The 16302-nt window shown below is 46.2% G+C and carries 13 protein-coding genes; 11 read left to right on the top strand and 2 right to left on the bottom strand.

Annotated elements, in window-relative coordinates:
* Window positions 1–33: 33 nt before the first annotated feature.
* The 8 genes from QUB51_RS07630 (at window position 34) to QUB51_RS07595 (ending at window position 10937) form a co-directional block, all read left to right on the top strand.
* Window positions 34–822 carry an ABC-2 family transporter protein gene (locus QUB51_RS07630; protein WP_333057421.1) on the top strand — a complete coding sequence of 263 codons (789 nt, stop codon included), beginning with the start codon at window positions 34–36 and terminating at the stop codon, window positions 820–822.
* 339 nt (window positions 823–1161) lie between these two features.
* Window positions 1162–3726, top strand: coding sequence for a nitrite reductase large subunit NirB (gene nirB / locus QUB51_RS07625; RefSeq protein ID WP_333260480.1), 2565 nt, complete (start codon window positions 1162–1164; stop codon window positions 3724–3726).
* Between the two features lie 261 nt (window positions 3727–3987).
* Window positions 3988–4347 carry a nitrite reductase small subunit NirD gene (nirD, locus tag QUB51_RS07620; protein ID WP_333057424.1) on the top strand — a complete coding sequence of 120 codons (360 nt, stop codon included), beginning with the start codon at window positions 3988–3990 and terminating at the stop codon, window positions 4345–4347.
* Between the two features lie 217 nt (window positions 4348–4564).
* The gene (locus QUB51_RS07615) at window positions 4565–6658 is read left to right on the top strand and encodes a HEAT repeat domain-containing protein (protein WP_333260476.1); all 2094 of its coding nucleotides are present in this window, start codon (window positions 4565–4567) and stop codon (window positions 6656–6658) included.
* 33 nt (window positions 6659–6691) lie between these two features.
* Window positions 6692–7936 (top strand): hypothetical protein, encoded by a 1245-nt coding sequence (locus QUB51_RS07610; protein WP_333260473.1) that lies wholly within the window; start codon window positions 6692–6694, stop codon window positions 7934–7936.
* Between the two features lie 785 nt (window positions 7937–8721).
* Complete coding sequence (locus QUB51_RS07605) at window positions 8722–9252, top strand: peptidoglycan-binding protein (protein ID WP_333260470.1); 531 nt, start codon at window positions 8722–8724, stop codon at window positions 9250–9252.
* A gap of 358 nt (window positions 9253–9610) precedes the next feature.
* Window positions 9611–10693, top strand: a complete 1083-nt coding sequence (locus QUB51_RS07600; protein ID WP_333260467.1) for a patatin-like phospholipase family protein — start codon at window positions 9611–9613, stop codon at window positions 10691–10693.
* A 52-nt stretch (window positions 10694–10745) separates the two neighbouring features.
* Entirely contained in the window at window positions 10746–10937 is a 192-nt protein-coding gene (locus QUB51_RS07595) for a hypothetical protein (protein ID WP_333278521.1), read from the top strand.
* Between the two features lie 17 nt (window positions 10938–10954).
* Here the strand turns inward: QUB51_RS07595 and QUB51_RS07590 are convergent, their stop codons facing one another.
* Together QUB51_RS07590 and QUB51_RS07585 are read right to left on the bottom strand one after the other, a co-directional pair.
* On the bottom strand, window positions 10955–12655 hold the full coding sequence (locus tag QUB51_RS07590; RefSeq protein WP_333057429.1) for a pentapeptide repeat-containing protein: 1701 nt from the start codon (window positions 12653–12655) through the stop codon (window positions 10955–10957).
* A gap of 571 nt (window positions 12656–13226) precedes the next feature.
* Window positions 13227–13643: a hypothetical protein gene (locus QUB51_RS07585; protein ID WP_333057452.1), complete on the bottom strand. Its 417-nt coding sequence runs from the start codon at window positions 13641–13643 to the stop codon at window positions 13227–13229.
* Between the two features lie 255 nt (window positions 13644–13898).
* On the opposite strand from QUB51_RS07585, the gene QUB51_RS07580 reads away from it, so the two are divergent.
* From QUB51_RS07580 to QUB51_RS07570, 3 genes are all read left to right on the top strand, one after another.
* On the top strand, window positions 13899–15668 hold the full coding sequence (locus QUB51_RS07580) for a S8 family peptidase (RefSeq protein WP_333232134.1): 1770 nt from the start codon (window positions 13899–13901) through the stop codon (window positions 15666–15668).
* A complete protein-coding gene (locus tag QUB51_RS07575) occupies window positions 15665–15886 on the top strand; it encodes a hypothetical protein (RefSeq protein WP_333057430.1) in 222 nt (73 codons plus the stop codon). Before QUB51_RS07580 ends, QUB51_RS07575 begins: the two co-directional genes overlap by 4 nt.
* A 187-nt stretch (window positions 15887–16073) precedes the next feature.
* Window positions 16074–16302 (top strand): hypothetical protein (locus tag QUB51_RS07570; RefSeq protein WP_333260464.1); only part of this gene is annotated, 229 nt, incomplete at its 3' end.

Here is a 16302-nt window from a genome sequence, read left to right as displayed (position 1 = left end):
TGCTAAAACAGAAAAATTAAATCTAGAATTGATATGAACAGAATTGTGAGAATTGCTAAAACTTTGCTAGTTACCTACTACGCTTATATGCTCGAATACCGGGCGGAGTTGTTTTTGTGGGCGCTGTCGGGAGCTTTGCCGTTTATCTTGATGGGTGTCTGGATGCAGGCGGCCGAAACTGGTCAATTTGGGCTGAATTCGATCGACTTTGCTCGTTATTTTCTAGCGGCTTTCATTGTCAGGCAAACAAATGTAGTTTGGGTGATTTGGGAGTTTGAAAAGGAAGTAGTCCAAGGCAGGCTATCTAATAAATTGTTGCAGCCTCTCGATCCCGTATGGCACCACTTCGTATCTCACATTTCCGAAAGGTTTGCGAGGCTGCCGTTTGTATTGGGATTAGTGCTGCTGTTTTTTGCACTTTACCCGCAGGCTTTTTGGCTGCCAAGTTTTGGCAGGTTTTTGCTGTTTTTGCTGGTTATCGTCTTGGCTTTTTGCTTGCGGTTTATTATACAGTATACCTTTGCGCTGTTTGCTTTTTGGCTGGAAAGGGCAAGTGCGATCGAGCAATTCTGGTTTCTAATTTACCTGTTTTTATCGGGACTTATCGCGCCACTAGAAGTGTTTCCCGCACCCGTGCGCGAAGTAGTTTTGTGGACGCCGTTTCCTTATTTGATTCATTTTCCCGCTTCTATCTTGATAGGATTACCCGTAGATTTAGGCCGCGGTTTGTTGGTAATGTTGGGTTGGAGTGCGGTGTTTTTTGTGTGGAATCGCTGGCTATGGCGGCAGGGTTTGAAGCAGTATTCGGGCATGGGCGCTTAAATAATAATTAAGAATTAGAAAACTGTAAGGTGCGTCACAGTAAAAATATTAATCGTTTTGTCAAAAAGACTTACTTGACGCACCCTACTTAACTGTGGAGTAAATCTAAAATCTAAAATCTAAAATCGACTAACGCACCCCACTTAACTGTGGAGTAAATCTAAAATCTAAAATCTAAAATCTAAAATCGGTCGATCGCACATATCATGCAAAAATGCAATCGGAAGTATTCGACAATTGCATAAATCTCCATTTTTTGTATCTATAAGTACAAAAGTTTATAATAAATTCTTATATTAATTAACCCAACGACTGATAAACGGGATAAAATAGATTCTCATGACAGCCAAAAAAAACCTCATTGTAATCGGCAATGGCATGGTAGGTCACAAGTTCCTGGAGTTAATGGTGAGCTCGGATGCTGCCAAACACTGGAATTTAATTACTTTTTGTGAAGAACCGCGCGTTGCTTACGATCGCGTAAACCTCAGCGGATTTTTCTCTGGCAAAACAGCGGGAGATTTATCTTTAGTTGCACCGGGATTTTATCAACAAAACGGCATCCAGATTCACATTGGCGACAAAGCAGTCGCCATTAATCGGGAACAAAAAACAGTCTCTTCAGCCAACGGTTTAGAAGTTCCCTACGACAAAATTGTTCTCGCGACCGGTTCCTATCCATTTGTGCCATCAATTCAAGGCAAAGACGCTACAGGAACTTTTGTTTACCGGACAATTGACGACCTGGAAGCGATGTCCGATTACGCTAAAAATTGCAAAACAGGTGTAGTAATTGGCGGCGGTTTGTTAGGTCTAGAATGTGCTAATGCTCTGCAAAATATGGGCTTGAAAACTCACGTTGTTGAGTTTGCCTCGCGGCTGATGCCCGTGCAAGTTGACGAAATTGGCGGGGCAATTCTCCGCAGCAAAATAGAAGATTTGGGGGTTTCGGTTCATATCAGCAAATCTACCACAGAAATTGTCAGTGAAGATGGCAAAGTTACTAAAATGCTGTTTGCTGACGGTTCGGAATTAGCAACAGATATGATTGTGTTTTCTGCTGGCATTCGGCCCCGCGACGAAATTGCCAGAAGTTGCGGTATAGAAGTAGGTGAACGCGGCGGCATTTTGATTAATGATAGCTGCCAAACCTCCGATCCTGACATTTATGCGATCGGAGAATGCGCCCTGTATCAAAATCGCATCTACGGCTTAGTTGCGCCTGGGTATACAATGGCAAGCGTAGCAGCAGATATTTTGAGCCGTGTAGCGGATGACGGACAAGATGCCCGTCCCACAAGCACTTTTACAGGTGCGGATATGTCCACTAAACTCAAATTATTGGGAGTGGATGTCGCTAGTTTTGGAGAGCCTTTTCCCAAGTCGGGCGATGCTAAAGAAATTGTTGTCACTGACACATTCCAAGGCATTTACAAAAAATTAGTTTTAAATCAAGACGGCAGCCGAATTTTAGGCGGAATTCTCGTGGGAGATGCTTCGGCTTACGGCACTTTGCTGCAATTCATGCAAAATGAAATTGCTCTGCCGCCGCATCCCGAAGATTTATTAATGCCACCGCGAGAAGGGGGAGTACCGGCGGGTTTTGGAGTTGACAGTTTGCCGGATTCGGCTCAAATTTGTTCTTGCAATAATGTTACCAAAGGGCAGATTTGTGCAGCGATTCGCGAGCATAATTTAACCGATGTTGCCAGCGTCAAAAAATGCACTCAAGCTGGGACGGGCTGCGGCGGGTGCGTGCCTTTGGTGACGGATATCTTCAAGGCGGAGATGAAGAAAGCTGGGTTTGCAGTCAAAAATAATCTCTGCGAACACTTTGAATATTCTCGTCAAGAATTGTACCATTTAGTCCGTTCTCAAGAGATTAAAACCTTTGAGGAGTTGATTGAAAGACACGGCAAAGGTAAGGGTTGCGAAATTTGCAAGCCTGCTGTTGGTTCGATGCTGGCTTCTACTTGGAATGACCACATTTTAGAGAAGTCTCACGTCGCTTTGCAAGATACGAACGATTACTTTTTGGCCAACATTCAGCGCGACGGTACTTATTCGGTAGTGCCGCGAATACCGGGGGGAGAAATCACTCCCGATAAGTTGATTGTTTTGGGAGAAGTTGCCAGGGATTTTGGGCTTTATACTAAGATTACTGGCGGGCAACGGATTGATTTGTTTGGGGCTCGCGTGGATCAATTGCCGCATATTTGGCGGCGGTTGATTGATGCGGGATTTGAGTCGGGACACGCTTACGGTAAGGCTCTGCGTACTGTAAAATCTTGTGTTGGTAGCACTTGGTGCCGCTTTGGGGTGCAGGATTCAACGAGTTTGGCGATCGAAGTTGAATTGCGGTATCGTGGTTTGCGATCGCCCCACAAGCTCAAATCTGCTGTCTCTGGTTGCACTCGCGAATGCGCGGAAGCTCAAAGCAAGGACTTTGGGATAATTGCGACAGAGAATGGTTGGAATTTGTATGTGTGTGGCAACGGCGGTATTAAGCCACAGCACGCGGTTTTGCTGGCGACGGATATCGATAAGGAAACGCTGATTAAGTATATCGATCGATTCTTGGTTTTCTACATCCGCACCGCCGACAGATTGGAACGCACTGCTACTTGGTTGAACAAACTTGAGGGCGGAATTGAATATTTGAAACAGGTAATAATTGAGGATTCTCTGGGCATTTGTGCTGAATTAGAAGCGCAGATGGAACATTTAGTGAATACTTATCAATGTGAGTGGAAAACGACGATTGAAGACCCACAAAAGGTGCAGCGATTCCAGCATTTTGTGAATTCCGATTTGCCCGATCCGAGTATTGTTCGTGTTGCGGAACGGGGACAAACGCGGCCGGCTAACGAACATGAAAAGGCTCTGGCTGGAGTTTCGGAATAACCCATATAATCGGGTTTCCAAGCAGAGCCTAGGAAACCCGGAGATCCCCCCTAGCCCCCCTTAATAAGGGGGGAACAAGAACACTAGATTGAAGTAAATTAATCTCGTTCCCAGGCAGAGCCTGGGAATGAAGTCCCGGAGGCTCTGCCTCCTCTAACCGTAAGCCAGAGCCTCCTTCCGCGAGGCGAGGCAGAGCCTCGAAACCTACGTTCCCAGCCGGAGACTGGGAACGAGATTGAAGTAAAATAACAGGAAAAGAAAATGGTTCAATCATTACAAGTTTCGGATACTGTGACTACTTGGGTAGATGTGTGTTCTCTGGATGCGATCGCCCCTTATACTGGAGTTTGCGCTTTAGTTAAAGGCGAACAAGTGGCGATTTTCCGAGTGGGAAACGGGGATGAAGTTTATGCGCTTAGCAATTATGACCCGTTTAGCAAAGCTTTTGTTTTGTCGCGGGGAATTGTGGGCGATCGCAACGGCACTCTCAAAGTTGCTTCTCCCATTTACAAACAAAACTTTAGTCTGACTACCGGGCAATGTCTGGATGATGAAACGGTAAAGATTCCTACTTTTGCGGTTCGGGTTGTAGCCGATCGCGTCCAAGTAGCTGTTAGTTAGATTCAGCGGCTTAATTGTTCGATCGCCATCCGCCACCACCTAACATTTCTGTGGGTGCTGGCGGATTTTGCATTAGGGCCCTCCCGACTCAGTATTTTTCGTATAAAATAGAGTCGATTGGCTCCATACTCCACGCTCGCTCAAAAAAATCTCAATTAATATCCGAGCTGATGCGAGGATGGTCAATGCAAACAAACTTAAGGGGCAGGGTATCGGTATGTTGTTAAAAAAACTTGTTTCCGAAAATAATCCCCAGATTGTAGCAGAGTTAATCCATGCCCAACTCCAAATCGGTCAACTGACTTGGGGCGAACTCAACATACAAGTTTTCGGCCAGCACTGGCGGGACGAATCTTTGCACGAAGTCCTCAGAGAAATTGCAGCTAAGCTCGACAAAGAAACAGCGAGCCAAATTATAGAATATCTCACAGATCAGAACGGTCAACAAGAAAAATTTATTAATTTGTTTTTAGCAGCGCAATGCTTGTTAAAAGTTGAAAATGATATTAATAAAAAAACTGCCAAAAAACTGTTAAACGCTTTAAAAAAGTTATCGCAATACGGTACGGGTTTCCTGATTCTTTATCAAAGCGCTCAAGAATTGCAGGAAACTTATCAAATTCGCAATCGATCGATCGCCGCGATCGCCCAAACTTGGAAAAACGACCCGCAAACCCTGCCCTGGCTGAAAATACTCGCTCACTCCACCGACTGTGGCGAAGTCCGATCCACAGCAGTCGAAGCAATAGCCCGTGGTTGGCCAGATCAGCCAGAAATTTACCTGATGCTCAAAAACCTCGCCAAATCAGATCCAAGCTGGGCAGTGCGATCGACCTGTGCGCGAGAAATGGCTTGTGGTTGGCCCGACACGAGCGATACCTTGCCGCTGCTGAGTGCCCTGGCTATGTCAGATCAAAGTCCCGCAGTCCGCACCGCAGCACTCGAACAGTTGGCCTCTAATTGGCCCGATCGCACAGATACCTTGCTGCTGCTGAGAACCGCCGCCGAATCCGACGAAAATTTGGGAGTGCGAGTCTGTGCGTGGCAAGAAATAGCCAGAGGTTGGCACAGCCTTTTAGGCACGGCCTCCCTGCTCAAAAACCTTGCCCAGACAGGAAGTTCTATCCTGCGAACCGTAGCGGTGCGGGAGTTGGCAGCGGGCTGGCCCGCCGCAGCCGACGTTTGCCTGCTGCTGAAAACCCTAGCCGAATCTGACAGCAGTAAAGAAGTGCGGACAGCAGCCTTAGAAGAATTGGCCTCGCACTGGCCCGACGAACCAGACATTTACCCGCTGCTGAAGACTAAAGCCGAGTCCGACGCGAGTTCCAGCGTCCGGCGCTCAGCAGTGCAAGCAATAGCCTCTGGCTGGCCAGGGAACCCCGAAACTCTGACTTTTTTGAAAAATATAGCATTGGGCGATCGCGACGCCGACCTGCGAGAAATAGCCCTACAACAGATAGCCGCAGGTTGGCCCGATCACCCAGAAACCCTGCCCCTGCTGCAAAAAATAGCTGATTCCGAGGATTACTGGACTGTGCGGCAAGTAGTAGTGGAGGCTGTCGCCGCACTGGCATCAGGCAGTCTCGAAATCTTTGGCTGGTTGCAAAATCTCGCCGCGTCTGACAGACACCTGAACGTCCGAGAAACTGCGGTGGCAGAGATCGCAAAACGCTGGTCTCATCGGGGCGAGACGCTGCCTTTCCTCAAAAGCCGGGTCGAGTATGAGCATGATTCTCACCTGCTGAGCGTGCTGGTGCGATCGATCGTGCGGGGGTGGCCCGACGCCCCGGAAACCTTGTCTTGGCTGAAAATTCAGCTCGATTCTGGGGAAGCGCTAGTGCGGGAAGCGGCGGTGCTTGAACTCGCTTACAACTGGCCAGACAATCCTGAAACTTGGATGCTGCTGGAGGCTAAAGCAGAGGGCGATGAGAGTCCCGCTGTCAGGCAAATCGCTTTGCAAAAGTTAGCGCGCGGGTGGACAAATCAGTCTCAAACTTTCGAGTGGCTGAAAATTAGAGCTCAAAAAGATCAAGATTCGCAGGTGCGGGCGATCGCCCTGGTAGAGTTAATGCGGGGATGGAAAGATGAGCCGGGAATGTTTGAGTTTTTGCGCGATCGAACTTTGAGCGATCCTGACAATCAAAACGGTTCTTTTCCTTACAATCCCAGATTTACAGCACTCGAAGCTATTATCGAACATTATCCCGAAAATCCGGGAGTTGTGCCCTTGTTGCGATCGCTTGCAGTTTCCGACGCAGAAGAGCAAGTGCGGGCCTTAGCGGGTCGCCGGCTACGCAGCCAAGACTGGTAAGTGGAAACAATCCTTTAGACCTTTCCGAAAATTATGGTTATTCAGCGTTGGACAGTTAGTTGCGGAACCTGCAAAACAAACCATACTCTACGCATCTCACTGGGAACTGATCGTTATCAAGAGCATACCTTCCCTTGCGTAAATTGTGGTGAGGATATGTCTGTTCGCTTGGACATTGATTTTGATGACTGGCGTAGGTTTGATAATTTGCCAGGCTTCAAGGCTCCACAAACTAAGTTTTCTACAGTTAGCAACTGTGAAGTTTGTCAAACTGAAGGAACCGTTATAAATTTAGACCCCAATTTCCTTGTTGCCGAAAAATATTTGCATAATGAATATTACTTTTCTTCGATTCATCAAGCTGAGCGATTGGGTGCTTTTGAAAGAATTGAAAAAACAAAAGATTACTTCTCAGGAAAGCAAATACTAGATATTTTTTCATTGGTAGGAGGCTTGAGAAATTTAAGAGAGAAGCTGGAATTTTTGATTAAAGCTTGGTCTCTTCACAACAGAGGCAAAGAGAATCTTGCACTTGAATACTTAGATAAACTTGCCGAGGATTTATTTGATAAATCTTATCCTTTGCACGAATCAATTCTAATGTTTAGTGCTTTGTTTATTGGTGAAGACCGGAGCGAAGAAATGAAAACTATATTGAATGAAATTAAGGAAGCCAAAAGCCAAAATTCCTTACAATATTACAATCTTCGCTCATACTATTTGAAGGAACACGTAGAAGATTGCCTAGAGCGCCATTTAGAAAGTTTTAATGATTACTTGAAAAATTATGACGACCTACTTCAGCTCTATCTGTATGCAAAGCAGAAACAGAAAATTCCAGAGGATATATCACTGTCCTCCAATAAATTTAGAAACCTAAAGATGTTTTATGGAAATATCTACGAACACATAACTTCAAGTCTTTTCATTTTGGCAGGTATAAATAACATATTAAGTGGTCGTAATTTTGATATTTTTGAAGAGATGGATCTGAAGAAATATATGACTATAAATAAGGCTAATAGAGCTAACCCCTTTAAAAATAGACACAGCTTTGCTCCTGTCGTTCAGTGTTTAGATAGTACGCTAAGGAATGCATCGCATCATGGTGCGATGAAACTGCAAATAAACTCAAACATTATTCAGTATCGTTCAGGAGGGACGGGAGCATTAAATACCATTAGTTACACTGAATATTTGCATAAATGTAATGAAATGATGTTCTCTTCTTGTATGCTTTTGATTGTCGAATTGATGATTATAAAAAATTTGATATAGTTCGTTTCTTGGGGGACAGGCATCCAGCCCTCCCTGGGCTGGCTTTTGACTTCTATATCTATTCATTCCCACAAAAGACCGAGCGCAAACCGCACCGCTTCCCCCATCATCGAACAACCAACACGATCCGAACCTGTTTTCTCCCACCTGATCAACTGTTCGCGAAAAGCTTGGTCTTGCTTGGCAGTAATGCACGATCGCTTGCAGTTTCCGACGCAGAAGAGCAAGTGAAGGTATGAGCCACTCTCCGGCTTCAAGTGTTAACAATTAACTGTTAATAATTGATCAAGAGGGTAATTGCAAACCGCACCGCTTCCCTCATCATCGAACAACGATCGCGCTCCGAAGCCGTTTTCTCCGACCTGAGCAACTGTTCCGGAAAAGCCGGGTCTTGCTTAGCCCGCTACACGAGGCTTGCAGTTTCCGACGCAGAAGAGCAAATCCGGGCTTTAGCGGGTCGCCGGCTACGCAGCCAAGACTGGTAAGTAGAAACAATCCTTTAGACACCTCCGAAAATTAATCATGCCTGGTCTTCTTTCTGGAGTTTGAGGAAGCTCCAACTTTAGACGTTTAAGCATAACTTATCTTCCTTGCACTCTTAACATTCTTTCTGTATATCATTCGGGCGCAGCCGGAAGTGATATTAACAGTTAACACTGGGACTAACTCAAACGAGTGACACTCAAATGAGTGACACTCGAAAAAGTGACTGTGCATCCACAAATTCCACCAGTTATACCTGAAATATCAAACACCAAAACTTAAATGTTGAGAGGAAGCACATTATGTACACCGAAGAAAGAAGCTTGAACAATGAAACTATGGCTCTCGTCGCCGATACTACTGCTCAATCAACTATTGCATTTGCTGAAACCACGGGAGTAAACAAACCCACTTTACAAATGGGTTCAACAGGTCAAGCTGTCAAGGAACTACAACAGCTTCTATATCATTGGGGTTATTATTTTGGCCCGATTGACGGTATCTTCGGTGTCCAAGTTCAAAACGCGGTCAAAGGCTATCAACACCGCGTCTTTTTAAAAGAAGATGGGATTGTCGGCCCTATCACTTGGGAAGCACTATACTCTGGTGCACCTGTGAATATGCCGGTCGTCATGAAGGGCAGTTCTGGTAATGCTGTTAAAATTGTTCAGAATGTCTTGAAAATCAATGGATACTATTTCGGATTCATTGACGGATTCTTCGGGCCGATGACAGATGTAGCCGTGCGACAATTGCAACTGATCAAGGCTTTACCGCAAGATGGAATTGTCGGCTATAGAACTTGGCACGCCCTCAGCAAGTTACCGCACTAATAACGGGTTGGATTCATATCAATTCCGGTTGCACTCCTTATGATTGTTGACTGTTGACTGTTTAGTCGGAAGCCAAAAACTCAATGTTTGAGTGTTAACTATTGACTCGATTTTCTTATTTCGAGGCAACCGCAAACTATAAGATGACGTTGGTTATTGGTATTTTGATCCTGTATGAGGAATGAGAATTAAATAACTTCCACTCTTGAAAGTGGGATGGGCGGGACGCCCATTCTTTTTGGACGGGCGGGACGCCCATCCCACAATAACAATTAAAATTGTAAGTTATTTAATTCGCGATCCTGAGTTTGTTTCATTTATCTTGACAACTTAAGCAATATCTAAAGGAGTAAATGTGATGGCTACTAAATTCAAGAGAAGAATTCTCTCAATTGATGGTGGCGGTATCCGAGGTATTATTCCTGCGATCGTTCTCAACTACATTGAAGAGCGCACAGGAAAACGCATAGCAACAATGTTTGATTTTATTGCAGGCACTTCAACAGGAGGAATTTTAGCACTGGGTTTAACTAGAAAGAACTCAGACTCTAGCATCAATCGTGAGCCAGAGTATACCGCTGCCGAACTTGTAAATTTCTATCGCAAGTATGGACAAAAGGTTTTTAATCAGAATATTCCAATGTCTTTTGACGAGTTGCTACAACCCAAGCACAACCCAAAAGGTAAGCAACAAGTTTTAAAGGATCTTCTAGGTGAAGCTAAGGTTGAAGATGCCTTACGAGAAATTTTCATCCCCAGCTATGATATCGAACTGAGAGCACCAGTTTTTTTTACAAGCAATCCGGACGCAGAGGAATGCGACAGTATTCATAGCCGCAAACTATGTAGTGGATTCAAAATGTGGGAGGCAGCCATGGCAACTTCTGCTGCACCGACATTCTTTCCACCCTACGAACTCGAAACGGCACATACTACCGATGAGGGACATTACGCTTTGGTAGACGGTGGAGTTTTTGCAAATAATCCTGCTTCAATTGCAATGATGGAGGCAATGATTTCTTACAAGAAAAAGACTGATGAAGAACTACACCGTAAGGATACCCTTGTTGTTTCTTTGGGTACTGGCTCAGTCACCAGGAGGTATAAGTATAGAGATGCCAAAAATTGGGGACAAATCAAATGGGCGCTTCCCTTACTTAACGTTGTTTTAGATGGTCAAAGCGAATCTGTTGCGTTTCAGCTTCAGCAGCTAATGGTGAGTAAAGGAGACAAAGATAATAACCGAAACTACTATCGTTTTCAACTTCAATTGAGTAGCGATAATAGTCAAGACCAAATGGACAACGCAAGTCCCAGTAATATCGATCACCTTGAGGAGCGAGGTGAAAAACTGATTGAACACAGTAAGAAAGATTTGAATGAGTTGTGTAATCTTTTGAAGGAGGAAACTGAACTATATTCTAATCAACCGGACAGTTAAATCGAGATCCGGTTGGAGGATTTTTAATGGGGGTAAGATTTTGTGTGTATTCATGCCCACAAAAGGGCATCCCAAACCGCACGGCTTCCCCCATTACCGAAGAGCGATCGCACTCCGAAGCCGTTTTCTCCCACCTGAGCAAATGTTCCCGAAAAACTTGGTATTGCTTGGCAGTAATGCACGATCGCTGGCAGTTTCCGACACCGACGAGCAAGTGCGGGTATTAGTCGCTCTCCGGCTTTAAGTGTTCACAATTAACTGTTAATAATTGAGCAAAAGAGCGATCGCAAACCGCACCGCTTCCCCCATCATCGAACCGCGAACGCGATCGGACGCCGTTTTCTCCCACGCGAGCAACTGTTCGCGAAAAACTGGGTCTTGCTTGGCGCGCTGCACGATCGCCTGACTGATGACTTTCTTTTGAATCTGCTCTGTCGGGATACCTTGCTGCTTCAAATAATCCAACAGCCGCTGCACGCTTTCGGAGAATTTATCCGGCGTCTGAGACATCAAAATAAACGAAATTTGGCGCACCATTCGCTGGTAGATTTCCTGTCTTCTGAGCAAAGCCTCCTTGTGACTCGCCTCCGCATTGTTACTAGGAACAGCCAAGTCGAGCAAACTCAAAATTTCAGCACCTTTGGCTAAAACCTTTTCCAACATATCTGGATAAAGCTCCAAAATGCGATCGCCCAAAATCTTGCCGTTTACCAAACGGTTCGCGCTCAGCCGCAGTAAACTTTGTTCTCCCGCAGAATCAAAAAATTGAACGTTGAATTTGAGTTCGTGGCTTTCCAACTCCACCCGACGCAGCGTAAAAACCAAAGCCTCCCAATTAGGAGATTCATCAAAACACACCTTGACAATAGAACTGTCCTCTTGATGCTGCCGCCCCAATTCCCCCGACTCAAAATCGCGATCGACCGGAAAGCGATTGGCCGCAACTTTGGCAGTATAATCAAACTCAGTAAAAACATAGCTGCAGTCAACTCTCGACAGATCGACATCTTGAACTTGCCAATTTTGAATGCAGCAACCCGTAAGCTGCGCCCCCTCCAAATTCGTCCGAATCAAACGGCACTCAATCAAACAAGCTTCTCTTAAATCCGCCTCACTCAACATCGCATCCATCAAATAAGCGCCACTCAAATCAGCTTTCCGCAAATCAGCACTTCGCAAATTAGCTTCGCTCAAATCAGCTCGCAGTAAATACACTCCTTGCAGGTTAGCTCGCAGCAAAAGCGCCTTCTTAAAACTCGCTTTCAATAAATAAGAACCCGCCAGATTAGCTCGACTCAAATCAGCGTTATCCAGCACCGCCTCAGTCAAATCCGCCCCCGCCAGCACAGCTCGGTGCAAGTCAGCGCCCGTCAGATTTGCCGATCGCATTTGAGCGCCATTCAAGTCAGCTTCAATCAAATTTACACCGCTCAAAATTGCCGATCGCAAATTCGCTTCCACCAAATGCGCTTCCCGCAAATTAGCACCCGTTAAATTAGCACCAACAAGACTGGCGCGGTTGAGATTCGCCTCCATCAATTCCGCCTCCATCAACTTCGCGCCGTCGAGTTTAGCCCCAGCCAAATTAATTTGGTCAGATTTAACTCCTTGAAGATTAGCACCGCCCAAATCCGCTTCCGGAAACGCGGCCCAATTGAGTTCTGCGGCTTCCAAACAAGCAAGGCGCAAATCCGCTTTAGCAAGATTTGCCCCGCTCAAATTTGCCCCGCTCAGATTCGCCCCAGCCAGCCCCACACTGCGGAGATCCGCGCGCCGCAAACAAGCCCCTATCAACTTGGCATTGCTCAAAAAAGACCAGCTCAAATTAGCACCGGTCAAGTTAGCACCAGTGAGGTCTATTTCTCGCAGGTTAACACCGCTTAAACTAGCGCCGCTAAGGTCAATGTGACCAAAGTTGCGCTCTCCCTGTTGATAGCGCTGTAAAAATTCTTGTGTTTGCATTCCGCAGATTGGGGGGCTGGCAATTTAGCTGTTTTAGGACGCGCGGGTCAATCGATTTTAGATTTTAGATTTTAGATTTTAGATTAAAGCATTGACCCCACAGATAAATACGTTCGCCAATTTTCATCGGATACAGGTTTTTTATTTCTGGACGGATGAATCACGTGGCGGGTATCCTGGATGCGAGGGGGTCAATAACTTGAACTGTAAGGTACGCACGGAACACGAGCGGGCTAAGCACGGGAACACTACTCCTACTACTTACTGTAATAACTCATGTCCTCCGGGCGATCAGTGCGTACTTTACCCCTATAGATGGCAGTTCAAAGGATTTGGTGCGTAACTTCTATTTCTACTACCAGTTTTACAGACTTTTGTAACTTCAAGTAGCCGAGTTCATATCTAATACGCTGGGAGCATCTTATATTTGGAAAAATACTTCTTCTGGCTCCTTCCTTCTTCCTGTTTTCTTCTGCCTCCTGCCTCCAAACTCCTGCCTCCAAACTCCAATTTTGGGCTTGGTTGCTTTCATTGAGATGCTCCCCATACACTGCCCCGCCGGAGAGTGTTTTTACCTAAAGCGCTGCAATTCTTGCTGTAAGTGTTTTCCCCATTTAGTCGCTAGAGGAATTTCTGTAAAAGGAACCTGCACCGCAGCAGCATCTTTCAACAAAAATTCGAGGGCGATTGGACTTCCCGAATTCGGCGGCGACTCTAAATCAACTGCCTGAGAGTTGACTAACAACCGCAGCGACTGCACGTCTTTTAAAGAAAAAGTTTGCAAATTTACAGGCCCGCTGCGAGTAGGTTTTCCCCAAGTTAAACAGTCTTCTTGCTGACCGAGTACAGCATAAATATCGTACTTGGCTTTAGCGAATTGTTCTGCCCAGACGCGATACGCTTCCAGCTTTTGATACTCGTTCCACCCTGCCCAAGCCAGCCCGATAAAGATTGCCAGCAGGGGCAGCCACATTAAACCTCTTTCCATGCAATACCCTTGTTGAAAATACTCGCTTGTTCTGTTTCTCATCTTCTCTAATGATACAATTAATTGAACTCCTAAAACTTGCTCTGCAATTTAAACTAGAAATTAGAGCAATTTTTGATCGAGCAACAGCCACAGCCGAAAAATACCAAACGCCCGCGTGCGAGATATCCACAAGCCACAGCAAGGAAAACTGGCGCGGGCAGTGAAAATTGGGTTATTGTGGTGAACACGCCTTCCCTAAACGGACGATCGGCAATGAAAAAGTTTTTCCTTCTGTGCTTATTTTTAATCGGGCTCGGCTGGGCGATTTCTAATTTCCCAGGACTTGCTACTCAAGGCACTTACGACTCGATTGTGCTGGATTTCCGCGAAGATTTGGGTGCTGCTGAGATTGCGAAAGAAGTAAATGCGATCGCCCAACAGTACCAAGTCGCACCGCAACTCAACAGCGAATTCTCAGCGGCAGACAATGTATATGTAGTTAAGGGCGATCGCACTTTGCTAAACGCCCTGAGAAAATCAAATTTGGCTAAAGATACCGAATACATTGAACCGAACTACGTCTACAGCGCTTTCGAGATTCCCAACGACCCCATGTATACCAAGCAGTGGAATCTCCGCAGTATCAATGTAGAATCTGCCTGGAACGAAACCAAAGGCAGCGGCACAACAGTAGCGATAATTGACACGGGTATTACTCCAGTCGCTGACTTAAAAGAAACCAAATTTGTACCGGGCTACGACTTTGTAAACGATCGCGCCGAAGCCTACGATGACAACGGCCACGGTACTCACGTCGCAGGTACTGTCGCCCAATCAACTAACAACAATTACGGCGTTGCGGGCATCGCCTACGAAGCAGCTTTAATGCCGCTAAAAGTGTTAAGCGGCAGCGGTGGCGGCACGGTTTCCGACATCGCCGAAGCAATTAAATTTGCTGCTGACAACGGCGCAGATGTCATCAACATGAGTCTCGGTGGCGGCGGTGAAAGTCAGTTAATGTCCGAGGCGATCGACTACGCCCACTCTAAAGGCGTTGTCATCATCGCAGCCGCCGGCAACTCCGGCGACAGTTCCGCTTCCTATCCCGCCCGCTATCCCCACGTCATCGGCGTTTCCGCCCTCGGCCCCGACGACGAAAAAGCCTCTTACTCCAATTTCGGCGCAGGGGTTGACATTGCAGCCCCCGGCGGTTCTGAAATGGGCAAGATCCTGCAAAGTACGATCGACCCGGAAACCGGCGCCGAAGTCTTTGAAGGCTACCAAGGCACTAGCATGGCTTCTCCCCACGTTGCAGCCGTTGCAGCCCTTGTCAAGGCTTCCGGTATCACAGAACCAGACGCAATTCGCAGCGTACTCTTGCAGTCGTCGCGAACTGTCACTGAAGATCCCTTAAACCATTTTGGTTCAGGACACCTAGACGCAGCCGCAGCAGTTCAGCTAGCCCAGCGCGGACAAATCAACTTCCGCGATTTTTTCCGCTGGCTGCGCGATAACGGCTATCTCAACCCCCGCTTTTGGATTGACGGCGGCGCAGTCGCCCTGTTGCCTAAAATTGCAATGGTGCTCGGTTCTTACCTGCTGGCTTTCTTGATGCGGAATTATTTCCCCTTCGCCTGGACTTGGGGCTTTTCCGGTGGCTTGATTGCTGGTAGTTCTGGGTTCTTTTTCCTGCGGAACTTGTTTGTATTTGACTTGCCGCAGTGGCCGATGCGGGTGATGGGCAGTTCTATTCCCGAACTCGGCGGTGCAATTACTGGCAGCAGTATGCTGAATCCCTTTTTTGCTAGCGTTTTGATTCCTGGGATTTTGATTGCTTTGCTGTTGGGACATCAACAGTGGAAGTGGATCGCGATCGCCATTTCGATCGGCTTTGCTAGCAGTTTAGCGGTGAATGCTTTTGTGTCTCCCGCAGTCTGGGGATTGGGCACAGGTTTATTATCACAAACATTCTTGATTGTCAATGCTTTTCTGTGTTTCGGACTGGCGCGTTTAGCAATTAAAACAGAGGTGCGATCGGCATGAGTATTACTGTCAAAGGCAAAATTGAACGCAAAGGATTAGGCCCGGGCACTTGGGCTTTGGTTGGCGAAGATGGGGAAACTTACGAACTTAAGAATGCTCCTTCTGAGTTGAAAAAAGCTGATTTGAAAGTCAGTGTCAAAGGTGAAGTCCGCAAGGATGTGATGACTTTTGCTATGATCGGCCCGGTGCTTGAGGTGCAGTCTTTTGATGTGTTGTAGGTCGATCGACTAATCCAGCTTTCGAGCAAAAAAAACCCCGGCCAAAATTGGCTGGGGTTTATTAATCAGGGTGCATCTTTATTTACTTTCCAGTGGCTAGGACGATGTTCGGGATCAATTTGATTTTTAACCGCCGATGTACGCAGATTAACGCGGATAATTATTGATTTATTGAAATTTTGTGGTTTTGACTGCAATACGAAAAAAAAACCCGGCCAAAATTGGTCGGGAGTTAATTAATCAGGGTGCATCTACTAATTTAGTCTCCGGTTCGAGGTGCACCTGTTCCGGACTGTTTGGGAAACTTTGGGAAAATTTGTGGTTTGGGGTGCGATCGCCCAAAAAAAACCCGGCCAAAATTGGTCGGGAGTTAATTAATCAGGGTGCATCTACTAATTTAGTCTCCGGTTCGAGGT

Origin of the sequence: Microcoleus sp. AT8-A3 (genome assembly GCF_036705675.1) — a bacterium.
Lineage (GTDB): Bacteria > Cyanobacteriota > Cyanobacteriia > Cyanobacteriales > Microcoleaceae > Microcoleus.
The sequence above is the reverse complement of the archived record's forward strand: the minus strand, read 5'-3'. Positions and strand labels throughout refer to the sequence as shown.

Bases quoted from the DNA above. Each gene is read 5' to 3' on its own strand.
- QUB51_RS07630 (WP_333057421.1), top strand. From the start codon at position 34: ATGAACAGAATTGTGAGAATTGCTAAAACTTTGCTAGTTACCTACTAC.
- QUB51_RS07610 (WP_333260473.1), top strand. From the start codon at position 6,692: ATGGTTATTCAGCGTTGGACAGTTAGTTGCGGAACCTGCAAAACAAAC.
- nirD (WP_333057424.1), top strand. From the start codon at position 3,988: ATGGTTCAATCATTACAAGTTTCGGATACTGTGACTACTTGGGTAGAT.
- QUB51_RS07595 (WP_333278521.1), top strand. From the start codon at position 10,746: ATGCCCACAAAAGGGCATCCCAAACCGCACGGCTTCCCCCATTACCGA.
- QUB51_RS07615 (WP_333260476.1), top strand. From the start codon at position 4,565: ATGTTGTTAAAAAAACTTGTTTCCGAAAATAATCCCCAGATTGTAGCA.
- nirB (WP_333260480.1), top strand. From the start codon at position 1,162: ATGACAGCCAAAAAAAACCTCATTGTAATCGGCAATGGCATGGTAGGT.
- QUB51_RS07605 (WP_333260470.1), top strand. From the start codon at position 8,722: ATGTACACCGAAGAAAGAAGCTTGAACAATGAAACTATGGCTCTCGTC.
- QUB51_RS07580 (WP_333232134.1), top strand. From the start codon at position 13,899: ATGAAAAAGTTTTTCCTTCTGTGCTTATTTTTAATCGGGCTCGGCTGG.
- QUB51_RS07590 (WP_333057429.1), bottom strand. From the start codon at position 12,655: ATGCAAACACAAGAATTTTTACAGCGCTATCAACAGGGAGAGCGCAAC.
- QUB51_RS07575 (WP_333057430.1), top strand. From the start codon at position 15,665: ATGAGTATTACTGTCAAAGGCAAAATTGAACGCAAAGGATTAGGCCCG.
- QUB51_RS07600 (WP_333260467.1), top strand. From the start codon at position 9,611: ATGGCTACTAAATTCAAGAGAAGAATTCTCTCAATTGATGGTGGCGGT.
- QUB51_RS07585 (WP_333057452.1), bottom strand. From the start codon at position 13,643: ATGGAAAGAGGTTTAATGTGGCTGCCCCTGCTGGCAATCTTTATCGGG.